This is a genomic window from Mycolicibacterium gadium, assembly GCF_010728925.1.
Lineage (GTDB): Bacteria > Actinomycetota > Actinomycetes > Mycobacteriales > Mycobacteriaceae > Mycobacterium > Mycobacterium gadium.
Window position 1 is genome coordinate 5,550,633 of the sequence record NZ_AP022608.1, and the last position, 24,207, is coordinate 5,574,839.

Consider the following 24,207-nt stretch of genomic DNA (forward strand, 5'->3'; position numbering starts at 1 on the left):
GGCAGGCTTGAACCATGACGACGCCGTTACCGCCCATCGTGTCCCGGTCCGTGTGGGAGCAGGCGCGCGCCGAATTACTGCTTCGGGAAAAAGAACTGACGCGCCTCAAGGACTCCGTCAGCGCGGCCCGGCGCCGCCTCCCGATGGTCGAGATCACCGAGGCGTACACGTTCGATTCCGAACAGGGCGCGGTGACGCTGCTGGATCTGTTCGACGGGCGCAGGCAGCTGATCGTGCAGCACTTCATGTTCGGTAGCGATTGGGAGCAAGGGTGCGACGGGTGTTCCATGATGGCCGAACACATCGGCCCGCTGTCGCATCTGCACGCGAAAGACACGTCGTTCGTGCTGGTTTCGCGCGCTGCGCTGCCCAAGCTGCTGGAATTCCGTGACCGGATGGGCTGGCGGCTTCCCTGGGTGTCGTCGGGAGGCGCGACGTTCAACGAGGACTTCGGCGTGACCGTCGACGGAGAGGAGCGCCAGTCGGTGAGCGTGTTCCTGCGCGACGGCGGCCGCGTCTTCCACACGTGGCAGACCTTCAACCGCGGGGAGGAGCCGTTCATGGTGGTGTTCGACCTGCTCGATCTCACGCCGTACGGGCGGCAGGAGACGTGGGAGCAGTCACCGGATGGCTGGCCGCAGCAACCGCCGTACGAGTGGATGCGATTGGCCGACTCCTACTAGTTGCGCAGCAGGAATCCCGCGTCGAGCGGCCATGATGTGCCTGTGATGAACTGACCGGCATCGGAGACCAACCACGCCACCGCTCCCGCGATGTCCTCCGGCTGCAACAGCGGGATCGGCAGCGCGTTCTGTTGCGCCATGATCCAAGGATCCTCGGCGGCGACGAGTTTCATCGTCGCGTCATTGAGAATCATGTCGGTGGCTACCCCGCTCGGGTGGATCGTGTTCACCCGGATGGAGTGGGGAGCGAGCTGAGTGGCCCAGCCCTGCATCAGCGCCACAAGTGCGCGCTTGGATGCCGCGTAGGCCTGCGGGCCCGCGCGGTCGGTGCCGAGAGCTTTGATCCCCTGCGTCGAACTCGTCAGCACGATGGATCCGCCGCGACCGCCGGAGATCAGCGCCGGTATCGCGGCGTCGACGGTGTTCCAGGCGCCGACGAGGTTCACCTCGACGATGTCTCGGAAAGTTTGACGCCGATGCTCGCAGTCGGTCACCCGGATGATGCCCGCATTGGCAAGGGCGATGTCGATGCGGCCGAATTCGGACATTCCGTCAGCGACGACGGCGTCCATCGCGTCGGCATCGCGAACATCGGCCACGCGCACGAGGATCCGGCGTCCGTGCGCCTCGACCAGCCTTGCCGTTTCGGCGAGATCAGCGCTTGTCGCGCCGGGATAGTCGGTGCTTTCGAAGTCGGAGCAGATGTCGATGGCGATGATGTCTGCGCCTTCTGCAGCTAGTTTGACCGCGTGCGCACGGCCCATCCCCCTGGCGGCACCGGTGATGAGCGCGACCCTCTCCTCGAGGCTGCCCACGATCACTCCTTCGGGAAGTTGACGTCTTTGGTGACGGACTCCCACTCGTCGATCGAGGAGGAAAACGCGGCGAGCTTGTCGCGTACCGCCTTGAGCACGTCGCGTCCGAGAAGGAGCCGCAACGGTGGGTCATCGAGTTCGGTCACCATCAGCACCGCTTCTGCGACCTTGCGCGGGTCGCCGGGAAGATGGTTGGCGAATTCCTTGATCAGCGTCTTGCGCGCGCCGACATTCTCATCGTAATCACCTATCGGAGTGGAGGATTCCCACATCGACCGGGCGGCCCAGTCGGTGCGGAACGCCCCGGGCTCGATTGCGGTGACCTTGATGCCGAACGGTTTGACCTCCTGCGCCAGGGCTTCGGTCAGCGCCTCGAGCGCGAACTTGGTCGACGAGTAATACGCATTCGGTGGATTGGCCACCAGACCCGTCATGGACGATATGTTGACGATGTGCCCGTACTGGCGGCCACGCATCTGGGGGAGCACCTCTTTGATGGTGTCGACGACACCGAAGTAGTTGGTGTCGAAGAGCTTACGAACCTTTTCGTCCTCACCCTCTTCTATCGCGGACAGATAACCGTTGCCCGCATTGTTGACCAGAACGTCGATCCCACCGAATGCTTGGTCAGCCATTCGGACCGCCGACCTGATCTGGTCCTTGTCGGTGACGTCCAATGCGACCACGGCGGCGCGCTCACCATACGCGTCGGCGAAGTCAGCCACCGTGTCTGTGCGCCGTGCCGTCACCACCACTGAGTGACCGGCCTCCAGCGCGGCCCGAGTGATCTCTCGTCCGATACCTGTCGAGCATCCGGTGACCAGCCAGCGGCCCATGTCAATTCGTCCCTTCGGGTAGCCGGCGTAGATATGCTGCTCGGCGCTCGGCGAGCTCGGCGGCCCGTTCTGCGGTGGACACTCGGCGCAGCGACGGCACCTCCTTGTCGAGGTCGTCGAGTTTCACCACCCGCCCGCGAGCGCCGAGATCCTCCGTCGGCCCGTCGCCACCGAATTCGGCCATCCGCAGGGTCAGGATGGCCTCGTGCAGGCCGTCGGAGTCGATCCAGTTCGCGACGCCAGGATCGGTGGGAGCGATCACGTAGGTGTAGGTGCCGTCTTCGTTCGGCATCGACTGCGCCTTGTTGAGACTGCCCGTGCGGTTCACGATCTCCAACGTGGTACCCCAGATGTTGCTCAGCGGCACGGTGAAGTACTCGGCCCCGCCGTCACTCACGTCGACGACGAACGCTTCGCCGGGATTCAACTCGAATCGGCCCATCACGTACACCTGGTTGCGCATCGCGCCGACGCGATCGGCGGACCACGCGAGGTTGAAGTTGTTGGGCGCCATCTTGTAGACGCCGTGGCTGAGTTTTCCGGTGAAGTCGGCGAAGTACGCCATCATCGCCGCGGTGGCGTCGGCCTGTTCGTCGCGTGTGCACGGCGGCGTCGCGGGCGCTGGGCCAAGCCGCTGCACGCTCAGATGATTCGGGTCGTCGCGGTCCCAGTTGAGCAGCACATCGCGGATGTAGAACTCGTGGGCCTCCGGCGTCGTCTGTACGTGGTTGGGACGCCCGTCGGCGCGGTCGGAGTCGACTGTGATGACGAACGAACCGTCCGCGTCGACCTCCATTGTGCGACCGTTGAGCACCGCGACCGTACCCATGTTGGCATCCCAGAGCGTGAAGTAGTTCTCGGTCATCCGGTTGGCCCCGACGCGACCGCGGATCTCATAGCGCTCGTCACCCGAGATCGGTATCACCCGGTACACGCTGTCCGGATTGTCGATGCCCCAGCGTGATCCAGGAATGGCGCGACCCGCCACCGGGTGGCCGATCCTGGTGATGCAACTGACCTTGGGCCGCAGCTTGTCCTGATTGGAGGACCACACTGCGGCCGAGAACATCACCTCGGCGAACGCGTCGTCGAATCGCTGCCGCATCGCTTCGGATGCCCTGGCCCGACCGAGCCATGTCTCGGCAACGCTGCGGTACGCGGCTTTGACAGTGGGGTGCTCGATGAGCTCCAGCGCGGCGAGCTCCTGTTCATGTTGCGACGCCGTGGCCACCGGGTCGCCCGCGAAACCGGACATCACATCCTCCTTGGCGTGTTCGCTGCTGCGCGAAAACGAGAGTTGTATTCGGCGAAGCGTTCACCGATCTGGGCATCGCTCAACCCGAAGTCCTCCGCCGAGTACGGCGGGCGGGCAGGTTCGCGGGGACGCTCGGCAAGCCAACGGCGCATGGCGGATTCGGCTTCGGCGGACAACGTCGCGCCGATCGCTTGGTAGACACGGGAGACCTGCCCGATCGGATCGGCCACCGCGTCGGTGAACTCGATGTCGGTACAACGCTGCTCCTCGTCGCTCCATCCCGCGCGGGACGCCATCGCACGGTCGTTGGTCCAGCCCATCCGTTGCAGCCACTGGGCGCCGACACGGCCGGGGTCAACCTTGTCTGAGTGCATGGCGTGCAGTGTCGCGTTGAGGCTGGCCCCGGAGGGGATTGTCTCCCTGGGGTCGCGGTGCATGTGGACCACGTGCAGGTCGGGGAAGTGGGCCCGCAGAGTATCCAGATATCCAAAATGCGCAGGGGATTTCAGTACCCATCTTCCAGCAGTCAAGCCGCGTTGCCGCTTCTGCCACTGGAGAAACTGCAACATCCTGTGCAGGTATGCATAGGCCGGCGTGAAGTCCTGCTCGTCGATCCACGCGCGGTATCGCGGTACGTGCGCGCCGGACTCCGGTACATGCGAAAGAAACGCATCGGAGAGGAAGACGATCTCCTCTTCGGGTTCGCGGGCGTACATCGGGTGGATGGAGAACAACACCGGGGCGAGTTCACGCGATGTCGCTTCGCGCTTCTCACTGATCGCGATCCGTGGGTCATCCTCCTGAGCTGACCAGTCGTAGTCGAGCCGGGGTGCGACCTCGACCACCTCCCAGCCGTACGCGCAGTGGAAATCGTCGTCGGCGGCGAGAAGCCGCTGCAGCAGCGTGGTGCCACTGCGCATCATGCCGACCACCACGATCGGCGCGACGATGACCTCGTCGGTGATCTCGGGATGGCGCCGGATCCACTCCTGAGCACGCAAACGCATTCGCAGGCTGTGGATGAGGCCCGAACGAAGGATGTGTACGCCGATGTCGTTGAGATCCGCCGACGAGTAGCTCTCCGCGAGCACCCCCAGCGGCTCCTCGAACGGCACCGGGCCCCAATCGTCGAGGCCTTCCTTCCGCTGCGCGGCGATCGCGAGTGCAGTCGCGCGAAAGGGATCGTCCACCGGATCAGAACTTCAGATGATGGCTGGTGTCGCCGATCTGGTCGACGAACATCGTGCGCGTATCGAACCACCACGCACCGTCGATGCGGTGAAAGGTGTCGCGATAGTGGCCGGTCACGATGATCTGCAGCGGCAGGTCCGGCGTCGCTTGAGTGACGCAGTAGTACGCGCTGCCGTTGGCGGTTCCGGCGGCGTCATCCACCTCCAGACGCACATTCGTGGTGAAGTGCTTGGTCTTCGGGGTGCCGTCCTCGTAGAGGCGCGTTGCCATCTCGTACATCTGCCGCACCCGGGAAACGCCCACGAAGACCGTTTCCGGCGGCCCGTCCTCCATACCGCAGATGCGCCCGTGAGCGAACAGCGCGGCGACACCGTCGAGGTCGCCGGCGTCGAGGCGCTCGGCATAGGTGTAGACGAGGTTCTCGATCTCGCGGGCGCCGTCGCTCATCGGCGGTAGACAACCAGGCCGAATCTGTCATGTCAACGTTTGTGGTCGGATACGCCCTGGCTATCGTCAACAGGGTGACCTCGAACTGGGCGCCGAGCCGACTCGGCGATTTGAGCGGTAAGCGCATCATCGTGACCGGCGCGACGAACGGAGTGGGCCTGGGGACGGCACGCGCGTTGGTCCGCACCGGTGCGCACGTCATTCTCGCGGTGCGCAACCTGGACCTGGGCGCCCAGCGCGCGGCCGAGATCGGCGGTGACACCTCCGTCGTCAAGCTCGACCTGGCCGATCAGTCTTCGGTACGTGCGTTTCCGGACCTGATCGAGGGTGACGTCGACATCCTCATCAACAACGCCGGCCTGGTCGCACAGACACGAAGCGAGACCGTCGACGGTTTCGAGATGATGCTCGGCACGAACTTCCTCGGCCCGTTCGCGTTGACCAACCTGCTGTTCGAACGGGTGCGATCGAAGATCATCAATGTCGGCTCGGACGCCCACAAAGGGGGCGTCATCGCCTTCGATGATCCGCACCTGCGCACGCGGAAGTGGTCTTCCCTTCCGGCGTACGCGCGCTCGAAATTGGCCGTCATGTTGTGGGGCTTAGAGCTGGATCGCCGCTTGCGTGAAGCGAATTCGCCGGTCACGTCGTTCCTGACACATCCGGGCTGGGTGGCTTCGAACCTGTCCAACGTCTCCGACACCCGCGTGATGTCTGCGTTTCACTCGGTGGTGACGAGAGTCGCGAACGTCATCGGCAACGACATCGACGCCGGTGCCGCGACGTCGCTGTACTGCATCAGCGAGCCCATTCCGCCGGGCAGCTTCGTGGGCATCGACGGACGCTTCGGATTCAAGGGCGGACCGACGCTCGCCGGCCGGACGGCGAACGCCTGCGACTACGAAGACGCCCAAAAGCTCTGGGAGTTCGCAGAGAGCGAGACGGGAACGACATTCCCCATCAGGGGCACGTGAGGCTGATTTCGAAGGGCTCGGTGACCTGCCTTGGCGGGGTGGTGTCGCTCTCACCAGATGCGGTGCCGATGACCGTGTAGGTGTTGCCGGCCTTGGTGACGGTGGCCATATTGCCGGGCGAACTCAGGTAGACGTCGTCGACGTTGGCGAGCTCCACGCGGTGTACCACCGACGCATCCGGCTCGAGCTCGACGACGATCTTGAGTACCGAGTTGCCTGCGATGATGGTGGACCTGCCGTTCCAGTACTTGCACACGACCGGGCCTCGGACATCCACCGGCTTGCCGCCTATGGTCGCGGCGACGGGGAGGGGAGGAGGCGGAGCCATTTCCGGCAATCTCGCTCTGAGAATTTCCAGTTGACGCCGAGCGACCGAATCAATGAGTTCCGCTGGTAATCCTTCGAGCTTGCCGTAGGGGCCGTCGAACTCGAGTGTGACGACGGCGTTCTGTTCGGAGAACGTGAGCACCGTGATCCCCGTGATTTGATCCAACGACGTCCCCGCGATCACCGATCCGTTGGTGCCGATCGGCGACGGCTCTCGCCTGCCCGCAACGTTTGATACTCCATTGCTGGTCAGTTCGAGCACCCTCGCGGCTTCGGCAGGGTCGGCCAGGACTCTGATGGTGGAACCGATCATCGAAGAGTCCTCGGCGAAGAAGCGCCCGCTGACGCCGGCCTCGCCGTTCGGATTGAGGATCGGTGGCTCAGCGGTGAAGGGTTCCGATGAGTCGATGTCTTCGCTCGTGATGAGCAGGGCGCTGTAATCCGCGGGCGTCGCGGCCTCAGTGGTCGTTGACTCGCTCGACGTACCGCTCGCCGGCGCGGACGAAACCGGCGATGCCTGACCGTCGCTCCTGTTGCAGCCTGCGAGCACACATAGGAGTGCCACCCCTGCTGCGGTCAGCCTGACCGGGGCGGCAGCCTTCATAACGACGTCGTTCCTCCTGAGCGAGCCCATCACCTGCGCGGACGGGTGCGGGATCACGATAAGTCAGCCGGTAAGCCGACAACACGGGATTGCTCAGGCGCTGATCGACGCGGTCGCCGTGGGAGCGCTGTCCTCGCTGTCGCAGCCCCGCATCACCGAGCCGAGGCTGGTTTGGTCGTATTCGGCGGGCAGTGTCGAGTCGAGGAACCGCTCGACAACGGAGACGAAGCGGTCGGGGTGATCGCGAAAGGGCATGTGCCCGGAGCTTTCGAAGATCTCCAAGCGTGACTCGGGCATTGCCTCGTGGGCTATCCGCGCGTGGCTCGCCGGAATCACCATGTCGTCTTCACCCCAGATGATCTGCTTGGGGATCGACGGCATGAGGTAGGCGCGATCGAGCATGGTGACGAACTGTCCACGGCCGTCCACCACACCCCGCACCGTCCGCGCGAACGCCGACAGTGCCTTCGGATCGGCCAGCCGGGCGAGCAGATCGATACCGCTGCCCAGATCGCGTCCGTGCTTGGTCGAACCGAGCAGCGACTTGGCGGCGCGGCCGGCGAATTTCAGGGCGGGGACCGCGCCCGGGAGGCGCAACGCTGCCATCGACTCGGCCCCCATCGGCATTGCTGCCAGTCGCAGAGCTGGGGTGACATCACTCGTCACACCGCCACAGCTGACCAGCACGATGCGTTCCACCATGTGGGGGTACTGGTAGGCGAACTGAGCGGCGATGCCGCCACCAAGGGAGTGACCCACGAGGGTGACGCGGTCGATTCCGAGTACGGCGAGTAGGTCGCGCATGCCGTTGGCGAAGGACGCGAGCGAGTAATCGGCGCGCGGCTTGTCGGATTCACCGTGGCCCAGGAGGTCCGGCGCAATGACCGTAAATCGTTGCGCAAGTTTGGAATGCACGCTGTTCCAGGTCGTCGAGTTGTCGCCGACTCCGTGGATCAACAGCATCGCGGGGCCCGAACCGGCGATGCGAAAGGCGCGGCGATGGCCGTGAATGGTGCGGAACTGAAGCGACGGCGCGACCTCGCGGGCCGGCCGCAAGTCGGGACGTGAAGCAGGCACTGGGTCTCTCCCTTCGATCAGGCGTTTGGAGGAGCCTGAGAGGAAGCACTTGGTGATTTCTTGGAGACGGAAATCAGCACTCGAAATGGTGCTTGGTTGCGGCGAAGTGTCGCACGGCGTCGTGGACGGCGAATGACCGATGCCATCGCCGTCGTCCCTTCCAACCGCAGTCGCAGCACGCATATCCGCCGATCCACGCGTCGACGATGTACGACTGCGGCGCACCAACGTCGTCCTGGAGCGGGGGCGTCAGGCGCGGTGGGCGGCTTTTGTCGGGGCCATTGGTTGAGGCATACGCCGACACGACCGTGTAAGCGATGGGGATCAACACGGGACGACGCTAGCAAAAATCTCGAGCGTGGGACAGGCAGCGCAATCTGGCCCTCTACCGGGAGATTAGACCCGAAACTGGGACAGCGAGTGCAAGAACAGCACAAGATTTGAATTGCCTCCCGACATGCCTGGATCAGTCATCATTGGCCGATGAAGAGGCGGCGCCTCTGGTGACTCCCTGGATTCCCGGCGGTGTCAGCGTGATGCAGCAGGACGCCGCAATCCACCCGGGCACATACATTGGTGCGTTGGAGCACGCCGGCTGAATCCAGTGGGGTGGGTGAACGCTCGCCGGGGGCTAGGCTGACTGTATGGCTGAGTCGATGGCCGCGAAGCGGGCTGCAAACGCTGTCGCGAATTTTCTTGCGGCTCAGCGGTATACGCGTGACGAAATTTTCGCCGATCCATGTCCGGTGCCCGGCGAATCGGGTGCCCATGGCTGGTGGTTCCGTGAGATCCCCGGAGACATCGATATCTCGGGGTGCGAACAACGCGACGGCTGGGCGCTGCTCTATGTCGGAATCAGCCCTGGGCCACCCCGGGCCGGGAGCAAGCAGCAGAACCAGCAGGATCTTCGCAAACGCATCCGGTATCACTTCGGAGCCGGCAATGCGAGCGCAGACGGTTCCACCCTGCGCAAGTCGCTTGGGGTTCTGCTCGGCGACCGGCTCGGCTTCGCGCTGCGCCGGATCGGATCGGGAAAGCGACAGACCTTCGCGGGCGGCGAAGCGGTCCTGACCCAGTGGATGGCCGAGAATGCCGCGGTGTCCTGGGTGCTGCACCCCGAGCCATGGCATCTGGAACCAAAGCTGATCAACGCGCTGGATCTCCCCCTGAATTTCCAGGACAACGACCGCAACCGCTTTGCGCCGGAACTCAAGCGCTTACGACGGGCCGCCGCAGTGAAGGCAGCCAAGATGCGCGTCCTCGCGGAGTGGTCTTAGCCCAGATTCACTCCCAGTGGTGAGCGATCGCCAGGGTCGGGGCGCGTCGATAGTGAAACATGTTGTACTCCAGGGCCTTTACTCCGTCTCGCCATTGACCGCGTCCTTCCGGTGACCCTGCATCTGCCTTCGGCCGTCGACCAAGTATGCCTGCCTTCTCCAGCATCGTTGAGAGTTGTTGAAAAGCACCGCTATTGGCGCCTGTCTGGCGGACCCGGAAAATCACGAAGCCGGTCGGGCATTCGCTCGCAGCGTGTTCGCCGATCGCCCGGTAGCGCATTCGTCGCGAAACAGTGTTGTTACCAAAGTGATAGATGTTTCTATTGTAAATTGACGGAGGGGAGAGGAAATTAGGCGTGAGGTTGAACACAGCCGTTCGGCCCCTGCTCAGATGGAGTCGCCATGTTTCGGTCGCGCAGGGTCTCGGGGTGGGTCGGCGTAGGTGCCATAGTGACCGCCGTCGTCGTCACCGTGTCGGTCACGCCGTTTGCGACGGCCGCGGCTTCGACCGTTGTCGAGGCCGAATCCATGAGCGTCTCACCGTCATTCGCCGGTGCGATCAGCCGGGATTCCACCGCGAATGGTGGTTCGTTCATTGCCCTAACGTGGGCGGCGACCGTCTCGAAGAAAGTCTCGCTACCCGCTTCGGCGAGCGTCGTCGTTCGAGCCAAGGGACAGCAGTGCAACGGCGCGCCGTCAATGGCGGTCAAGGTGGATGGCGTCACCATTGGCACCCACTCTGTGTCGGCGAATTCATGGACCACCTACACGTCCTCGCGAAAGATATCCGCCGGTTCCCACACGATCGGCGTCTCGTTCACGAACCCGTACCGGACAATCAAATGCACCAGACAACTGTCGGTGGATGCGGTGACCGTCGTCCCGGAGGTCCCCACGACTACGACGACCAGCACTCCGCCGACAAGCCCGACAACGACTACTGCGCCAACCACGACGACCACCTCGGTACCGGCATCCACCGCACCGAAGGGCAACCTGCCAGGTTGGACCCACGCCTTTGCCGAGGACTTCACGCGATCGGCGCCGAAGGGCAGTTGGGCCAACGACACCGACCCATACAAGGTCGTCTACGTCGGAGCGGAGGGCCAGCAGTGGCGCACCTATCCGTCCACTTTCCTCGACACATATCAGCGCAGGCCGTACCGGCCAGCGGAAGTCCTCAGTGTCGCCGACGGGATGCTCCAGTTCGACCTTCACAACGTGGACGGCCAGCCGGCGGGGGCCAACCCGTCACCGATCATCGCGAACGGCAGTCAGTATCAGACCTACGGCCGCTACTCGGCGCGGCTGCGCGTCGACAATCCCAACCTCAGCGAGTATCACATCGCTTGGCTGCTCTGGCCCGAGTCCGAAAAGTGGCCGGACGACGGTGAAATCGACTTTCCCGAGGGTCAGCTGAATGAAACGGCCTACGGATTCCACCACTATGCGCTGGCCAGTGGCGGACAGGACTCCGCCAACACCGGCGTGTCGTTCAACAACTGGCACGTCTACACCATCGAATGGTCCCCCGGTCGGGTCAGGTTTCTTCTCGATGACGCCGTGGTTCTCGACACAACGCGGTACGTCCCGACGAAGCCGATGCGCTGGCAGCTGCAGACCGAGACGAAAGGGTACGGGACCAACCGCGGCAATCTGTTGGTCGATTGGGTGTCCATCTGGTCGTATGCGGGAAGCTGACGGACACCGAGCAACCGGCCCCATCGGCCGGTTGGCCGCTGAGAGTCTCCGCCGTCGCCGAAGCAGCGGATAGTCTGTGAAACCCGTTGAGGCTCAGATGATTCATACGGATCACCTGTCTCTTTGGTATGTGCGGGTAGATCCCGCGCCGGGATGGCGAGCTAAGTACGTCCGCCCGAGCGGCGTGTTGTGCGGATTACCGTCCACCGAGACGATCACCTGAAACGACAAGCTGGCCCACGGTGTCGCGTTGCTCATCAGCTGAGACGTTCGGCGGGCGCCGACGGTCCTTTTAGGAAGCTCCAAGCCCGGGCCGGGAGCGTCGGCTCAGCACGTACCACTCAAACCTCAGGAAGGTGGAACATGGTTCGGAAGTTGGAGCTGCGCCCGACCCGGGTGCGGGGCGCATTGGACAGGTTTGGCCCACCACTCGCGAGCATCGGCGATGCTCTCGATGGCGCGATAGATGAGGCTGCAGTGCAACCGCGAGAAACGCTGGAGTTGGAGCGTCGTAGTACCTAGGACCGGCCTCGGCCCACCGACGAGGTGAGGCCGTGGCGGCAGGGCCGTTTCGAGTGGGAGGGTCAGGGTATCCGGATGTGAGCGGGGTCACATCGCTGCATCGTAGGAAGAAGCAGAACATGACCAACCCGGAAACAGAGTCCCAGCAAGTGGATGGCGGACCAGGCACGCACAACACCGGACCAGACGAACCCATCAAGAATGTGGACCGCCCGGCCGGCGCCGTTGACCCCGATGCCAACCCGCCCATCAGCGACCCAGCCGATAAAACTAGTGGCGACGGTGGCGTCGGCAATATCCCCTCGCAAAAGACCGAAGCCGTTTTACCGCCCTACGAAGGCCGCCAAACCAGTGCCAAAGACGTGGACACGGCCGATGATTCGGGCACAGGTGGGGCGAGCAGACCAGAGAAAGACCCGGAGTATCGGTCTCCGAAGCAGCAGGACACCCCCGGTGGGGCGACGGCTTCGCCGGCTGACGAGCAGCCAGCCTCGCACGGCTCAGAAACCGAGAGTGATGACGAAGGTGCAGAGGCACCAGCTCACGTATCCGGCACCCGCCGCGGCGAAGATAAACCGTGATCTGACGAGCTGGTCAAATTCTTGCTGCGGCAGGATTGAAGCCCGCGTCTTCTGCTCCGGAGGCAGATCAGACCCGTCCACCCGTGAGCCCTTCTGATCCGCGAAACGCGCTGCTAACCTTCGGGTTTCGGTCGTGACACGGCCGTGACGCCGTGGCCGGAGCCGAGCCTCGTACCAGCCCGGGATCGCACCACTTCGGCGCGCCGGTTTACTCCACCAGGAGCGCGGGAACAATCGAGCAGCGTCGCATCCAGGTTTGGTCACGTCTTGGGTCGGCGTGATGGAGGTGACGGGGTGACCCTGGATAGTTCAGCAGCGAGCCTGGCCCGTCATCTCCGCCCTAGCCTAAGCGATGCACAAGTGATGCGTCCTCACCCGACTGACGATTACGCATGGTCCACGTCGGGAACACGGTTCCGCAGCCCACCCGATCCGTGATGGACAGAGACCCAGATGATCGCGGACGAAAGACTCCGGGAGGGACAATTCCTCCTGGCTCGCACGTAACCGCCCTGGGGTGTCGGTGCCTGAACCCCTGGTCAGATGGTGCCCCCGGCAGGATTCGAACCTGCGGCCTTCTGCTCCGGAGGCAGACGCTCTATCCCCTGAGCTACGGGGGCGCACGGGTGTGAACCTGCGCCAATGGGCGTCGACAGCCTAACGCATCGGAAGGACCGGAAACCGATTCGGGGCCTGACCACGTCAGACCATAGGATGGACCCTCGTGACCCCAGCCGACTTGGCCGAGCTGCTCAAGACCACCGCGGCCGCGGTGCTTTCTGAGCACGGACTCGACAGCGCCGCGCTACCGGACACGGTCACCGTCGAGCGCCCGCGTAACCCCGAGCATGGCGATTACGCCACGAATCTGGCACTCCAGCTGGGCAAAAAGGTCGGCGCGAACCCACGCGAGCTGGCCGGCTGGTTGGCGGCCGCGCTGACGCAGACCGACGGCATCGCCGCCGCCGACGTCGCGGGGCCCGGCTTCGTCAATCTGCGTCTCGACGCCTCCGCCCAGGGCGTGATCGTCAACAACGTTCTCGACGCGGGCGCGGACTACGGGCACTCCGAGGAGCTGAAGGCCCAGAACATCAACCTGGAGTTCGTCTCGGCGAACCCGACGGGGCCGATCCACATCGGCGGCACCCGCTGGGCCGCCGTCGGCGACGCGCTGGGCCGGCTGCTCTCGACGCAGGGCGCGTCCGTGTTACGCGAGTACTACTTCAACGACCACGGCGCCCAGATCGACCGGTTCTCCAACTCGCTGATCGCAGCGGCCAAGGGTGAGCCGCCGCCCGAGGACGGCTACGCCGGCGAGTACATCAAAGACATTGCCGCACAAGTGGTTGCCAAGGAACCCGACGTCCTGAGCCTGCCCGACCACGAAATGCAGGAGACCTTCCGCGCCATCGGGGTCGACCTGATGTTCAGTCATATCAAGGCCTCATTGCACGAGTTCGGCACGGACTTCGACGTCTACACCCACGAAGACTCTATGCACACGTCGGGGCGCGTCGAGCAGGCGATCGCCAAGCTGCGCGACGCGGGCAAGGTGTACGAGAAGGACGGCGCAGTCTGGTTGCGCACCACCGACTTCGGCGACGACAAGGACCGCGTCGTCATCAAGAGCGACGGTGCGCCGGCCTACGTCGCCGCCGACATCGCCTACTACCTAGATAAGCGCGAGCGCGGCTTTGACCTGTGCATCTACATGCTCGGCGCCGACCACCACGGTTACATCGCCCGACTCAAGGCCATCGCGTCCTCGCTTGGTGAGGATCCCGCCACGGTTGAGGTGCTGATCGGGCAGATGGTCAACCTGGTCCGCGACGGCCAGCCGGTGCGGATGAGTAAGCGCGCCGGCACCGTGATCACCCTCGATGACCTTGTGGACGCGATCGGCGTCGACGCCGCCCGGTACTCGCTGATCCGCTCCTCGGTGGACACCCCCATCGACATCGATCTGGCGTTGTGGTCGTCGGCGTCCAACGAAAACCCCGTCTACTACGTGCAATACGCGCACGCACGCCTCTCTGCTCTGGCTCGGAACGCCGCCGAGCTCGGCCTTGCCGCGAGCACCGAGCACCTCGAGTTGCTGACGCACGATAAAGAGGGCGTGCTGATCCGCAACCTTGGCGAGTTCCCCCGTGTGCTGAAAACCGCTGCGACTCTGCGTGAACCGCACCGCGTCTCCCGTTACCTCGAAGACTTGGCCGGTGACTATCACCGGTTCTACGACTCGTGCCGCGTATTGCCCCAGGGTGACGAAGCGCCGAACGATCTGCATTCCGCGCGCCTGGCACTGTGCGAGGCCACACGCCAGGTCATCGCCAACGGTCTGGGCATCCTCGGCGTCAGCGCTCCGGAGCGGATGTGATCGCACACCCGGCCGGCCCGCGGCACGCCGAAGAAGTCCACCATGGTGGTGCGCCGCCGCGTCCGCTTTCGGCGGCCGAGGTCTTGCTGCTCGCGCCGAATGTCTGGCCGCGCAACACGGTTCGCGGTGACGACGGCGTGGTATCTATTGCCGGAGTGTCCGTCGCGGACATCGCCGCGCAGTTCGGCACTCCGGTGTTCGTGATCGACGAGGACGATTTCCGGTCGCGGTGCCGGGAGATCGCTGCGGCATTCGGCGGTGGCGAGAACGTGCGCTACGCCGCAAAGGCCTTCATGTGCTCCGAGGTGGCCCGCTGGATCGCCGAAGAGGGGTTGTCCCTCGACGTCGCGACCGGCGGCGAGATGGCCGTTGCACTTCACGCCGGCTTTCCCGCTGATCGGATTGCGTTGCACGGCAACAATAAATCGGTCGAAGAGCTGACCGCCGCCGTCAATGCGGGCATCGAACATGTGGTCGTCGATTCGATGGTCGAGATCGAGCGGCTCGACGAAATCGCCGGTGCAGCGGGTGTTGTACAGGATGTACTGGTCCGCGTCACCGTCGGCGTCGAGGCGCACACCCACGAGTTCATCTCGACCGCGCACGAAGACCAGAAGTTCGGCCTGTCGCTGGCCAGTGGCGCGGCGCTGACCGCCGTGCGTCGGGTGTTCGCCACCGACCATCTGCGCCTGGTGGGCCTGCACAGCCACATCGGATCGCAGATCTTCGATGTCGCCGGGTTCGAGATCGCCGCGCATCGCGTCATCGGCCTGCTGCGCGACGTCGTCTCCGAGTTCGGCGTCGAGAAGACATCGCAGATGTCGATCGTCGACCTCGGTGGGGGACTGGGCATTTCATATCTGCCACAGGATGATCCGCCGCCGGTCGCCGAGCTGGCCGCCAAGCTCAGCGTCATAGTCCGCGAGGAGTCGGCGGCGGTCGGGCTACCCACCCCCCAACTGGTCGTCGAGCCGGGTCGCGCGATCGCAGGCCCGGGCACTATCACGCTCTATCAGGTCGGCACAGTCAAGGATGTGGCGGTCGCAACCGACCGCTACCGCCGCTATGTCAGCGTCGACGGCGGCATGAGCGACAACATCCGTACTTCGTTGTATGGCGCTGAATACGACGTCCGCCTGATCTCGCGCGCCAGTGAGGGTTCGTCGATACTGGGCCGTGTCGTCGGAAAGCATTGCGAAAGTGGCGATATCGTCGTGCGCGACACCTGGGTGCCCGACGACATAAGACCCGGCGATCTGCTCGGTGTCGCAGCCACCGGCGCCTACTGCTATTCGATGTCAAGCCGTTACAACCTCATCGGCCGCCCGGCGGTCGTGGCCGTGCGCGACGGGCAGGCCCGCCTGATTCTGCGCCGGGAAACGGTCGACGATCTACTCAGTCTGGAAGTGAGGTAAGCAAATGAGCACCGAGGAAAAGCCCATCGGCGTAGCGGTCTTGGGGTTCGGCAACGTGGGTAGCCAGGTCGTCCGCATCATCGAGGAGAGTGCGCAGGACCTCGCGGCCCGCATCGGTGCGCCCTTGGTGCTGCGTGGCATTGGGGTGCGCCGCGTCGCCGACGACCGAGGCGTGCCAGTCGAGATGCTGACCGACGACATCGACGAACTCGTGGGGCGAGACGACGTCGACATCGTCGTCGAGCTGATGGGACCGGTCGAACCCGCGCGCAAGGCGATCCTGACCGCCCTCGAGCAGGGCAAGTCCGTCGTCACCGCCAACAAGGCGCTGATGGCCGTCTCCACCGGCGAATTGGCCCAGGCCGCCGAACACGCCCACGTCGACCTGTATTTCGAGGCGGCCGTGGCCGGTGCAATCCCCGTCATCCGTCCGCTGACCCAATCGCTCGCGGGTGACACCGTGATCCGGGTCGCCGGCATCGTGAACGGCACCACGAATTACATCCTCTCCGAGATGGACAGCACGGGCGCCGACTACACCGCGGCGCTGGCCGATGCGAGCGCGCTGGGCTATGCCGAGGCGGATCCGACCGCCGACGTCGAGGGATATGACGCCGCCGCCAAGGCTGCGATCCTCGCCTCGATCGCCTTCCACACCCGTGTCACCGCCGACGACGTGTACCGCGAGGGCATCACGAAGGTCACCCCGGCCGACTTCGTCTCGGCCCGCGCACTCGGCTGCACGATCAAGCTGCTCGCGATTTGCGAGCGGCTCACCACTGACGAAGGGCAGCAGCGGGTTTCTGCCCGCGTCTACCCGGCGCTGGTGCCCCTGACTCACCCCCTCGCCTCGGTCAACGGCGCGTTCAACGCGGTCGTCGTCGAGGCCGAGGCCGCGGGGCGGCTGATGTTCTACGGCCAGGGTGCCGGTGGAGCGCCGACCGCCTCCGCGGTGATGGGTGATCTGGTGATGGCCGCGCGGAACCGGGTACAGGGTGGCCGAGGCCCTCGGGAGTCCAAGTACGCCAAGCTGCCGATCTCGCCGATCGGCTTCATCCCGACCCGGTACTACGTGAGCATGAACGTCGCCGACCGTCCCGGTGTGTTGTCAGCCGTGGCAGCCGAATTCGGTAAACGTGAGGTCAGCATCGCCGAAGTGCGCCAGGAGGGCATGGTGGACCCGGAAGGCCAGCGGTGCGGTGCGCGCATCGTCGTCGTCACCCACCAGGCGACCGATGCCGCGCTGTCCGAAACCGTCGAGGCGCTGGCCGACCTCGATGTGGTGGAGGGCATCAACAGCGTGCTTCGACTGGAAGGAACCAGCGAATGAGCGATGAGCCGCTAGCGCGACGAGCGGTGGGCACAGTCGCGCCGAAGGGCGTTCATCAGCCTTGGCCCGGGCTCATTGCCGCGTATCGGGATCGCCTTCCGGTCGAGGACAACTGGACCCCGATCACCCTGCACGAGGGCGGTACGCCGCTGCTGCCCGCACCTCGACTGTCCGAATTGACCGGCTGCACCGTGCATTTGAAGGTCGAGGGCCTCAACCCGACGGGTTCGTTCAAGGACCGCGGTATGACGATGGCCGTCACCGAGGCCGTCGCTCGCGGCCAGAAGGCGGTGCTTTGCGCGTCCACCGGCAACACCTCCGCGTCGGCGGCTGCCTACGCGGCCAGGGCGGGTATCACCTGCGCCGTGCTGATCCCCCAGGGCAAGATCGCGATGGGCAAGCTCGCCCAAGCCGTCATGCACGGCGCGAAGATCATTCAGATCGACGGCAACTTCGACGATTGCCTCGAGCTGGCGCGCAAGCTGACCAACGACTATCCGACGGTGTCGCTCGTCAACTCGGTCAACCCGTTCCGCATCGAGGGGCAGAAGACCGCCGCATTCGAGATCATCGACGCTCTCGGCGCCGCACCGGACGTGCATTCTCTACCCGTGGGCAACGCGGGAAACATCACCGCGTACTGGAAGGGCTACCAGGAGTACCACCGCGACGGGGTGTCCGACCGACTGCCACGCATGCTGGGCACGCAGGCCGCCGGCGCCGCACCCCTGGTGCTAGGCGAGCCGGTGACCAATCCCGAGACGATCGCCACCGCCATCCGGATCGGCTCACCCGCGTCGTGGACGACGGCTGTCGAGGCCCAGGAGCAGTCCAACGGCCGTTTCGTCGCCGCCACCGACGAGGAGATCCTCGCCGCCTATCACCTGGTGGCCCGCACCGAGGCCGTGTTCGTCGAGCCCGCCTCGGCCGCAAGCATCGCCGGGCTGCTCAAGTCGATCGAGGATGGCTGGGTCGCCAAAGGCTCGACGGTGGTGTGCACGGTCACCGGCAACGGCCTCAAGGATCCCGACACGGCGCTCAAAGGCATGCCGGTCGTGACGCCGCTACCAGTCGACGCGTCAGCCGTGGTCGAGATGCTGGGTCTGGTCTAGCAGGTGCCCCTGTGACGCAGACTCTGCCCGTCGGTCTGACGGCCACCGCCGTCGTTGCGGCCTCGAGCGCAAACCTGGGTCCGGGCTTTGACAGCCTGGGCCTGGCGTTGAGCCTGTACGACGAGATCGTCGTGGAAGTCACCGAATCCGGCCTCGTCGTCGAAGTCGAGGGCGAGGGTGCAGGGCAGGTCCCCCTGGACTCGTCGCATCTGGTCGTGCGCGCGATCGAGCACGGGCTGCAGAACACCGGGTTTCAGGTCGCCGGTCTAAAGGTCATCTGCCGCAACGATATTCCGCATTCCCGAGGTCTCGGATCGTCGGCTGCGGCGGTCGTCGGCGGGCTCGCCGTTGTCAACGGCCTTGTGACGCAGGTGGGTTCGGAGCCGCTGAGCGACGCCGAGTTGATCCAGCTGGCGAGTGAGTTCGAGGGTCATCCCGACAACGCATCCGCGGCGGTGCTCGGCGGGGCAGTGGTGTCGTGGACCGAACACGAAGGCGTGTTGCCGCGCTACTCGGCGGTGCCGATCCAGCTGCATCCGGACATCCATCTGTTCCCCGCGATCCCCGAAGAGCGCTCCTCGACGGCCGAAACCCGGGTGTTGCTCCCGGAGCACGTCAGCCACACCGATGCCCGGTTCAATCTGAGCCGTGCCGCATTGCTGGTGGTGGCACTGACGCAGCGCCCCGACCTGTTGATGGAGGCCACCGAAGACGTCTTGCACCAGCCGCAGCGGGCCGCCGCCATCCCGCGGTCCGCGGAATACCTGCAGATCCTCCGGCGTTGTGAGGTATCGGCGGCGTTATCTGGAGCCGGACCTGCGGTTATCGCATTTAGTACGCAATCGGAGTTGCCGGCGAAAGCCATCGAGTATGGCGTCGCGAACGGGTTCGCCGTCAGTGAGATGAGGGTCGGCGAAGGCGTGCGATGGACATCGGGCGTTGTTGCCCGGACTTGATCTGTGTTGGATCGCACCGATAACAGGAGTCACATCCGAACCAGTGTCTTTCTTGCTTCCAGCACGGAAGCGGGTTATTCTCGCTCTCGTCCAGCAATTGCAGCGTCTCTGCCTGCGTCGACACTAGGACGACCACTCTTCTTTCAAGTGCTCATCTCGTGGACTGACGGTTCGCCGTTTTGCGGCGAATCCCGGCGATCACTGTCGCAGAGGCAATGGTGGGACCCCCGCGTTCAGCGGATTAGCTGAACGCAACGAACCCCCGCATGACTTGATCAGCGAGGGAAAGAAAGGAAATCCGTGACCGAAACGGACCTGATCACGGCTGGCGGTAACAGCGAAAACGACCAGCTGCCGAGCCCCGTGAATTCAGACATCTCGACTCCCGCGGCCGAGGAAGCGTCAAACAGCACGCCCACCGCGGAAACCGCACCGACCGCCGACGTAGCGTCCGGCAACCGTGCAGGCTCACTATCGACGATGGTGCTGCCCGAACTGCGGGCACTGGCCAAGCAGATCGGCGTCGAGGGCGCCTCCGGAATGCGCAAGAGCGACTTGGTCGCCGCCATCCGTGAGCGTCGCGGCGAATCCAACGGCACGACCGCCAAGGCCGCCGACGCCGCCCCAGCAGAACCCGCCGCTGACACGGCGACCGCTTCTGAGACAACGAGCGAGCCCGGCGAGCAGACCGAGCAACAGCGCCCACGCCGTGAGCGTCGCGGCGCCTCGCGCGGATCTGGCGCCCCGAGCGGCTCCGACCAGTCCGCACAGGGCCGTCAGGATGCGAAGCCCGATGCCGACGAGCAGCCCGCGAAACAGCGCGACAAGTCCGAAAGCGACAAGTCCGACGGCGGTAGGTCGGACGGCGACAAGTCCGAGGGCGGCGACCAGCAGGGCGGTCAGCAGAACCGCAACAACCAGAACAACCAGAACAACCAGAACAACGACGACGACGGCGAGGGCCGTGGGGGTCGCCGGGGTCGCCGGTTCCGCGATCGCAGGCGCCGCGAGCGCGGTGGTGAAGGTGGTGGCGGGGGAGACCGCGACACCGAGTTGCGCGAGGACGACGTCGTGCAACCCGTTGCCGGCATCCTCGACGTGCTCGACAACTACGCGTTCGTCCGCACCTCGGGCTACCTGGCCGGACCCAACGACGTGTACGTGTCCATGAACATGGTTCGCAAGAACGGTCTGCGCCGCGGCGACGCGGTGACCGGCGCCGTCCGCGTCCCCAAAGAGGGTGAGGGTGGCGGTCAGAATCCGCGGCAGAAGTTCAATCCGCTCGTGCGGTTGGACACGGTCAACGGTGGACCCGTTGAGGACGCCAAGAATCGCGACGAGTTCACCAAGCTGACCCCGCTGTACCCGAACCAGCGGCTGCGCCTGGAGACGACATCGGAGAAGCTGACGACCCGTCTGATCGACCTGATCATGCCGATCGGCAAGGGCCAGCGTGCCCTGATCGTGTCGCCGCCCAAGGCCGGTAAGACCACGATCATGCAGGACATCGCCAACGCGATCACCAAGAACAATCCGGAATGCCACCTGATGGTCGTGCTCGTCGACGAGCGTCCGGAAGAGGTCACCGACATGCAGCGATCGGTCAAGGGCGAGGTCATCGCCTCGACCTTCGACCGTCCGCCGTCAGACCACACTCAGGCTGCCGAGCTCGCGATCGAGCGCGCCAAACGGCTCGTCGAGCAGGGCAAGGATGTCGTCGTGCTGCTCGACTCGATCACCCGACTGGGCCGCGCCTACAACAACGCGTCGCCTGCTTCGGGCCGGATCCTGTCCGGTGGTGTCGACTCGACCGCGCTGTATCCGCCCAAGCGGTTCCTCGGCGCGGCCCGCAACATCGAGTTCGGTGGTTCTCTGACGATCATCGCCACCGCCATGGTGGAGACCGGTTCGACCGGTGACACGGTGATCTTCGAGGAGTTCAAGGGCACCGGCAACGCCGAGCTCAAGCTCGACCGCAAGATCGCTGAGCGACGCGTGTTCCCGGCTGTCGACGTCAACCCGTCGGGCACCCGCAAGGACGAGCTGCTGCTCTCGGCTGATGAGTTCGCCATCGTGCACAAGTTGCGCCGCGTGCTCTCGGGCCTCGACCCGCACCAGGCCATCGACTTGCTGATGAGCCAGCTGCGCAAGACCAAGAACAACTACGAGTTCCTGGTTCAGGTCTCCAAGACCGCGCCCGGATCCGCGGACGGCGACTAGTCCACGGACGCGGCGGGGTCGGCTTTCAGGCCCGGCATCACGTAGCGGCGTACCTGCACCAGCAGGGCGTCGGAGTTTTCCGGATCGAGCGTGTCGCCAGGCACCGTTGCCAGCGAAATCAGTACGCGGGCAACCCATTCCGATGCTTCGGCAATATCGATGTCGGGATGGATCTCGCCACGATCACGGGCGGCGATGAGGTAGCGCGACCAGAAATCCGCCAGGTCGGGCACCAGCCCCTGGACACCTGCTCCCGCGCAAGCGGCGAACTCCTCGGGCTCCTCCATCCGCAGCTTCATCAGCAGCGCACCCGGATCGTCGTATGCGGTGCGGGCGTGCCGGATGCCCAGCGCCATCTGGCGGTCCAGACCCTCGACCTGCTCCAGCATCGCGTGCGCGTCCGACCAGTACGCTTCGTTCAACCGCACGATCGCGGCGCCGAGCAGTGTGACCTTGTCCGGGAAGTGGCGGTACAACCAGCCGCGGGAAACCCCGGCGACCTCGGCCACCTCGGACACCGTGGTCGCGCGGATCCCTTTCGCACGCATGCAGATCTCCGCAGCGTCGGTCAGTCGATCGCGGATGTTCTTGGTGGCAGTGCCGGTCGTCACCTGGGCATTGTGGCACGGTAGACAGACTCACAGATCTGTTCAGCGGCAGAGGTCACGCCGCAGCAGCGCCGAACGTGGGTTACCCGCACGGTCGAGGGGCTTGGGGTCTAGGGGTCGATGCAACAGTCTCTGATTCGTGTGGAGGCGTGTTGCGTTGTCTGTTTTGACTTTGAGCTCTGTTGTTCGTCAGTTCTGGAGGCATGTCAGTGATGGCCATACTGTCGAGGAGGCAAGCTGGGCTGTCGGCGTGTCGAGGCGCACGGGATTTCGCTGGTTCCGCGACGCTGGCGGGGTGAAACCACGATCGGTAGTGCCCAGCTCATCGGGCCTGAAGCCGCGGATGACGCTGCAGGATCGGATTCAGATCGAAATCGGCGTGGCGACCAATGAGTCGCTGCGTGCGATTGGTAGCCGGCTGTTACCTCCTCGGCCGGCGTCGACAATCAAACGCGAAATCGACAACAACGGCCGACACACCGTCGATCACCCGGACCGCAACTCAGGGTATCGGCGAAAGCATGCGTTCGGGGCACGCCAGAGTGGCCGCAGCGCCGCGGGGGGCTACTGCGCGCTGACGGCGCAGGCATACTCTGATCGGCGGGCGCGTCGCCCGAAAGCGGGCAAGCTGGCTGTTAGCGAGAAGCTGCACGATGAAGTGCAGGCCCGGCTGCTCGACGAGCACAGTCCCAAGCAGATCGCCAAGCGGTTGGTGCTGGATTTTCCCGACGATGTGGAGATGCGGGTGTCGCACGAAACCATCTACACCTCGATTTATGTCCAGGGCAAAGGCAGTCTGCGTCGCGAACTGCATACCTGTCTGCGCACCGGGCGAGCGTTGCGTAAGCCCCAGCGCCGCCCCGATGAACGCCGTGGTCGCATCCGCGACATGGTCAACATCAGTGAGCGTCCACCCGAGGTTGAAGACCGCGCGGTGCCCGGGCATTGGGAGGGCGATCTGATCCTGGGCAGTACTGCCTCGGGTTCAGCGATTGGCACCGTGGTCGAACGGATGACCCGGTTTGTGATGTTGCTGCATCTGCCCGACGATCACACCGCGGTGGCCGTGCAGGAAGCGATCGTGGCGAAAATGGCGCAACTGCCGTTGATCCTGCGCAAAACACTGACCTGGGATCAGGGCAGCGAGATGGCCAACCATGCGGCGATCGCCCAAGCCGCCGAGCTCAATATTTACTTCTGCGATCCGCACTCCCCGTGGCAGCGCGGCACCAATGAGAACACCAACGGCCTACTGCGCCAATACTTTGCCAAAGGCACCGACCTATCGGTCTTTCCGGCCGATTACCTCGACTACGTCGCGACCAAACTCAACCGCCGGCCCCGCGAAACCTTGAGCTGGAAAACACCCGCCGAAGCCCTCGACGAACTACTGTCCAACCCGTCCAAACCACCCGCTGTTGCATCTACCGCTTGAAACCGCCGGGCCGAAAGCGTGCGGGTAACCCACGTTCGCGAAAGAGCGGGGCGAGGAATAGCGACCCTGCCGCATGCGTTTAGGCCGTTGGCGGTTGACCTGGCATAATGGCGCCGACACCCTCGGTTCCGGTTCACGCCGATACCTCCTGGTCAACGGAGGGGCGACCCGGGGCCCACGATTGAAGAGGAAACCATGAAATCAGGCATTCATCCTGACTACGCCGACACCACGGTGATCTGCGGCTGCGGTAACACGTTCACCACCCGCAGCACCAAGAAGGGCGGCCAGATCCACGTCGAGGTCTGCTCGCAGTGCCACCCGTTCTACACCGGCAAGCAGAAGATCCTCGACAGCGGCGGCCGTGTGGCGCGCTTCGAGAAGCGCTACGGCAAGCGCAAGGGCGCGGGCGAGAAGTCGCCCGAAACAGGCGCAGACAACTAGCTGTCGTTCCGACGCCCGAT

Annotated in this window: 21 protein-coding genes and 1 tRNA gene; 13 read left to right on the forward strand and 9 right to left on the reverse strand. The window is 64.6% G+C overall.

Annotated features, from left to right (window positions below; translation table 11 throughout):
• Positions 1-14 precede the first annotated feature (14 nt).
• A complete protein-coding gene (locus G6N36_RS27370) occupies positions 15-683 on the forward strand; it encodes a DUF899 domain-containing protein (protein WP_163689874.1) in 669 nt (222 codons plus the stop codon).
• On the opposite strand, the gene G6N36_RS27375 is transcribed toward G6N36_RS27370, so the two are convergent.
• Genes G6N36_RS27375 through G6N36_RS27395 form a run of 5 tightly spaced genes read right to left on the reverse strand, consistent with a single transcriptional unit; the run spans position 680 to position 5,227 of the window.
• Positions 680-1,498: a mycofactocin-coupled SDR family oxidoreductase gene (locus G6N36_RS27375; protein WP_163689876.1), complete on the reverse strand. Its 819-nt coding sequence runs from the start codon at positions 1,496-1,498 to the stop codon at positions 680-682. The genes G6N36_RS27370 and G6N36_RS27375 overlap by 4 nt on opposite strands.
• A 2-nt stretch (positions 1,499-1,500) precedes the next feature.
• A complete protein-coding gene (locus G6N36_RS27380) occupies positions 1,501-2,334 on the reverse strand; it encodes an oxidoreductase (RefSeq protein ID WP_163689879.1) in 834 nt (277 codons plus the stop codon).
• A gap of 1 nt (position 2,335) precedes the next feature.
• Complete coding sequence (locus G6N36_RS27385; protein ID WP_163689881.1) at positions 2,336-3,589, reverse strand: hypothetical protein; 1,254 nt, start codon at positions 3,587-3,589, stop codon at positions 2,336-2,338.
• Positions 3,589-4,779, reverse strand: a complete 1,191-nt coding sequence (locus G6N36_RS27390; protein ID WP_163689882.1) for a sulfotransferase family protein — start codon at positions 4,777-4,779, stop codon at positions 3,589-3,591. The genes G6N36_RS27385 and G6N36_RS27390 overlap by 1 nt, the downstream gene beginning before the upstream one ends.
• A gap of 4 nt (positions 4,780-4,783) precedes the next feature.
• The gene (locus G6N36_RS27395) at positions 4,784-5,227 is read right to left on the reverse strand and encodes a nuclear transport factor 2 family protein (RefSeq protein ID WP_163689884.1); all 444 of its coding nucleotides are present in this window, start codon (positions 5,225-5,227) and stop codon (positions 4,784-4,786) included.
• Positions 5,228-5,301: 74 nt separating this feature from the next.
• Here G6N36_RS27395 and G6N36_RS27400 point away from each other — a divergent pair, with 74 nt between their 5' ends.
• Positions 5,302-6,201 (forward strand): SDR family NAD(P)-dependent oxidoreductase, encoded by a 900-nt coding sequence (locus G6N36_RS27400; protein WP_163689886.1) that lies wholly within the window; start codon positions 5,302-5,304, stop codon positions 6,199-6,201.
• Here the strand turns inward: G6N36_RS27400 and G6N36_RS27405 are convergent.
• Positions 6,188-7,132 carry a lipoprotein LpqH gene (locus tag G6N36_RS27405; RefSeq protein WP_163689888.1) on the reverse strand — a complete coding sequence of 315 codons (945 nt, stop codon included), beginning with the start codon at positions 7,130-7,132 and terminating at the stop codon, positions 6,188-6,190. The genes G6N36_RS27400 and G6N36_RS27405 overlap by 14 nt on opposite strands.
• A gap of 93 nt (positions 7,133-7,225) precedes the next feature.
• Entirely contained in the window at positions 7,226-8,209 is a 984-nt protein-coding gene (locus G6N36_RS27410; protein ID WP_163689891.1) for an alpha/beta fold hydrolase, read from the reverse strand.
• A 644-nt stretch (positions 8,210-8,853) separates the two neighbouring features.
• On the opposite strand from G6N36_RS27410, the gene G6N36_RS27415 reads away from it, so the two are divergent.
• The 3 genes from G6N36_RS27415 to G6N36_RS27425 all read left to right on the forward strand — a co-directional run bounded on the left by G6N36_RS27415 (position 8,854) and on the right by G6N36_RS27425 (position 12,290).
• Positions 8,854-9,486: a GIY-YIG nuclease family protein gene (locus G6N36_RS27415; protein WP_163689892.1), complete on the forward strand. Its 633-nt coding sequence runs from the start codon at positions 8,854-8,856 to the stop codon at positions 9,484-9,486.
• 450 nt (positions 9,487-9,936) lie between these two features.
• On the forward strand, positions 9,937-11,187 hold the full coding sequence (locus G6N36_RS27420) for a carbohydrate-binding domain-containing protein (protein ID WP_163689894.1): 1,251 nt from the start codon (positions 9,937-9,939) through the stop codon (positions 11,185-11,187).
• Positions 11,188-11,828: 641 nt separating this feature from the next.
• Positions 11,829-12,290 carry a hypothetical protein gene (locus G6N36_RS27425; RefSeq protein WP_163689896.1) on the forward strand — a complete coding sequence of 154 codons (462 nt, stop codon included), beginning with the start codon at positions 11,829-11,831 and terminating at the stop codon, positions 12,288-12,290.
• Positions 12,291-12,834: 544 nt separating this feature from the next.
• Here G6N36_RS27425 and G6N36_RS27430 read toward each other — a convergent pair.
• Positions 12,835-12,910, reverse strand: a tRNA-Arg gene (locus tag G6N36_RS27430).
• Positions 12,911-13,014: 104 nt separating this feature from the next.
• Here G6N36_RS27430 and argS point away from each other — a divergent pair.
• The 6 genes from argS to rho all read left to right on the forward strand — a co-directional run bounded on the left by argS (position 13,015) and on the right by rho (position 21,700).
• Entirely contained in the window at positions 13,015-14,667 is a 1,653-nt protein-coding gene (gene argS / locus G6N36_RS27435) for an arginine--tRNA ligase (RefSeq protein ID WP_163689898.1), read from the forward strand.
• The gene (gene lysA, locus G6N36_RS27440) at positions 14,664-16,082 is read left to right on the forward strand and encodes a diaminopimelate decarboxylase (RefSeq protein WP_163689899.1); all 1,419 of its coding nucleotides are present in this window, start codon (positions 14,664-14,666) and stop codon (positions 16,080-16,082) included. The genes argS and lysA overlap by 4 nt, the downstream gene beginning before the upstream one ends.
• A 4-nt stretch (positions 16,083-16,086) precedes the next feature.
• Entirely contained in the window at positions 16,087-17,412 is a 1,326-nt protein-coding gene (locus G6N36_RS27445; protein ID WP_163689901.1) for a homoserine dehydrogenase, read from the forward strand.
• Positions 17,409-18,524, forward strand: coding sequence for a threonine synthase (gene thrC / locus G6N36_RS27450; RefSeq protein ID WP_163689903.1), 1,116 nt, complete (start codon positions 17,409-17,411; stop codon positions 18,522-18,524). Before G6N36_RS27445 ends, thrC begins: the two co-directional genes overlap by 4 nt.
• An 11-nt stretch (positions 18,525-18,535) precedes the next feature.
• Entirely contained in the window at positions 18,536-19,480 is a 945-nt protein-coding gene (thrB, locus tag G6N36_RS27455) for a homoserine kinase (RefSeq protein ID WP_163689904.1), read from the forward strand.
• Between the two features lie 300 nt (positions 19,481-19,780).
• On the forward strand, positions 19,781-21,700 hold the full coding sequence (gene rho, locus G6N36_RS27460) for a transcription termination factor Rho (RefSeq protein ID WP_163689906.1): 1,920 nt from the start codon (positions 19,781-19,783) through the stop codon (positions 21,698-21,700).
• On the opposite strand, the gene G6N36_RS27465 is transcribed toward rho, so the two are convergent.
• Positions 21,697-22,311: a TetR/AcrR family transcriptional regulator gene (locus tag G6N36_RS27465; RefSeq protein WP_163689907.1), complete on the reverse strand. Its 615-nt coding sequence runs from the start codon at positions 22,309-22,311 to the stop codon at positions 21,697-21,699. The two genes, rho and G6N36_RS27465, sit on opposite strands and share 4 nt — an antisense overlap.
• A gap of 154 nt (positions 22,312-22,465) precedes the next feature.
• Here G6N36_RS27465 and G6N36_RS27470 point away from each other — a divergent pair, with 154 nt between their 5' ends.
• Positions 22,466-23,743, forward strand: coding sequence for an IS30 family transposase (locus G6N36_RS27470; RefSeq protein ID WP_163689909.1), 1,278 nt, complete (start codon positions 22,466-22,468; stop codon positions 23,741-23,743).
• Positions 23,744-23,938: 195 nt separating this feature from the next.
• Positions 23,939-24,187, forward strand: a complete 249-nt coding sequence (rpmE, locus tag G6N36_RS27475) for a 50S ribosomal protein L31 (RefSeq protein WP_163689911.1) — start codon at positions 23,939-23,941, stop codon at positions 24,185-24,187.
• Positions 24,188-24,207: the final 20 nt, after the last annotated feature.

What these genes read in the sequence shown, in the direction of transcription:
- G6N36_RS27370 (WP_163689874.1), top strand. Translation starts at nt 15, where the DNA reads ATGACGACGCCGTTACCGCCCATCGTGTCCCGGTCCGTGTGGGAGCAG.
- G6N36_RS27380 (WP_163689879.1), bottom strand. Translation starts at nt 2,334, where the DNA reads ATGGGCCGCTGGCTGGTCACCGGATGCTCGACAGGTATCGGACGAGAG.
- G6N36_RS27385 (WP_163689881.1), bottom strand. Translation starts at nt 3,589, where the DNA reads ATGTCCGGTTTCGCGGGCGACCCGGTGGCCACGGCGTCGCAACATGAA.
- G6N36_RS27395 (WP_163689884.1), bottom strand. Translation starts at nt 5,227, where the DNA reads ATGAGCGACGGCGCCCGCGAGATCGAGAACCTCGTCTACACCTATGCC.
- G6N36_RS27405 (WP_163689888.1), bottom strand. Translation starts at nt 7,132, where the DNA reads ATGAAGGCTGCCGCCCCGGTCAGGCTGACCGCAGCAGGGGTGGCACTC.
- G6N36_RS27415 (WP_163689892.1), top strand. Translation starts at nt 8,854, where the DNA reads ATGGCTGAGTCGATGGCCGCGAAGCGGGCTGCAAACGCTGTCGCGAAT.
- G6N36_RS27425 (WP_163689896.1), top strand. Translation starts at nt 11,829, where the DNA reads ATGACCAACCCGGAAACAGAGTCCCAGCAAGTGGATGGCGGACCAGGC.
- G6N36_RS27445 (WP_163689901.1), top strand. Translation starts at nt 16,087, where the DNA reads ATGAGCACCGAGGAAAAGCCCATCGGCGTAGCGGTCTTGGGGTTCGGC.
- thrC (WP_163689903.1), top strand. Translation starts at nt 17,409, where the DNA reads ATGAGCGATGAGCCGCTAGCGCGACGAGCGGTGGGCACAGTCGCGCCG.
- rpmE (WP_163689911.1), top strand. Translation starts at nt 23,939, where the DNA reads ATGAAATCAGGCATTCATCCTGACTACGCCGACACCACGGTGATCTGC.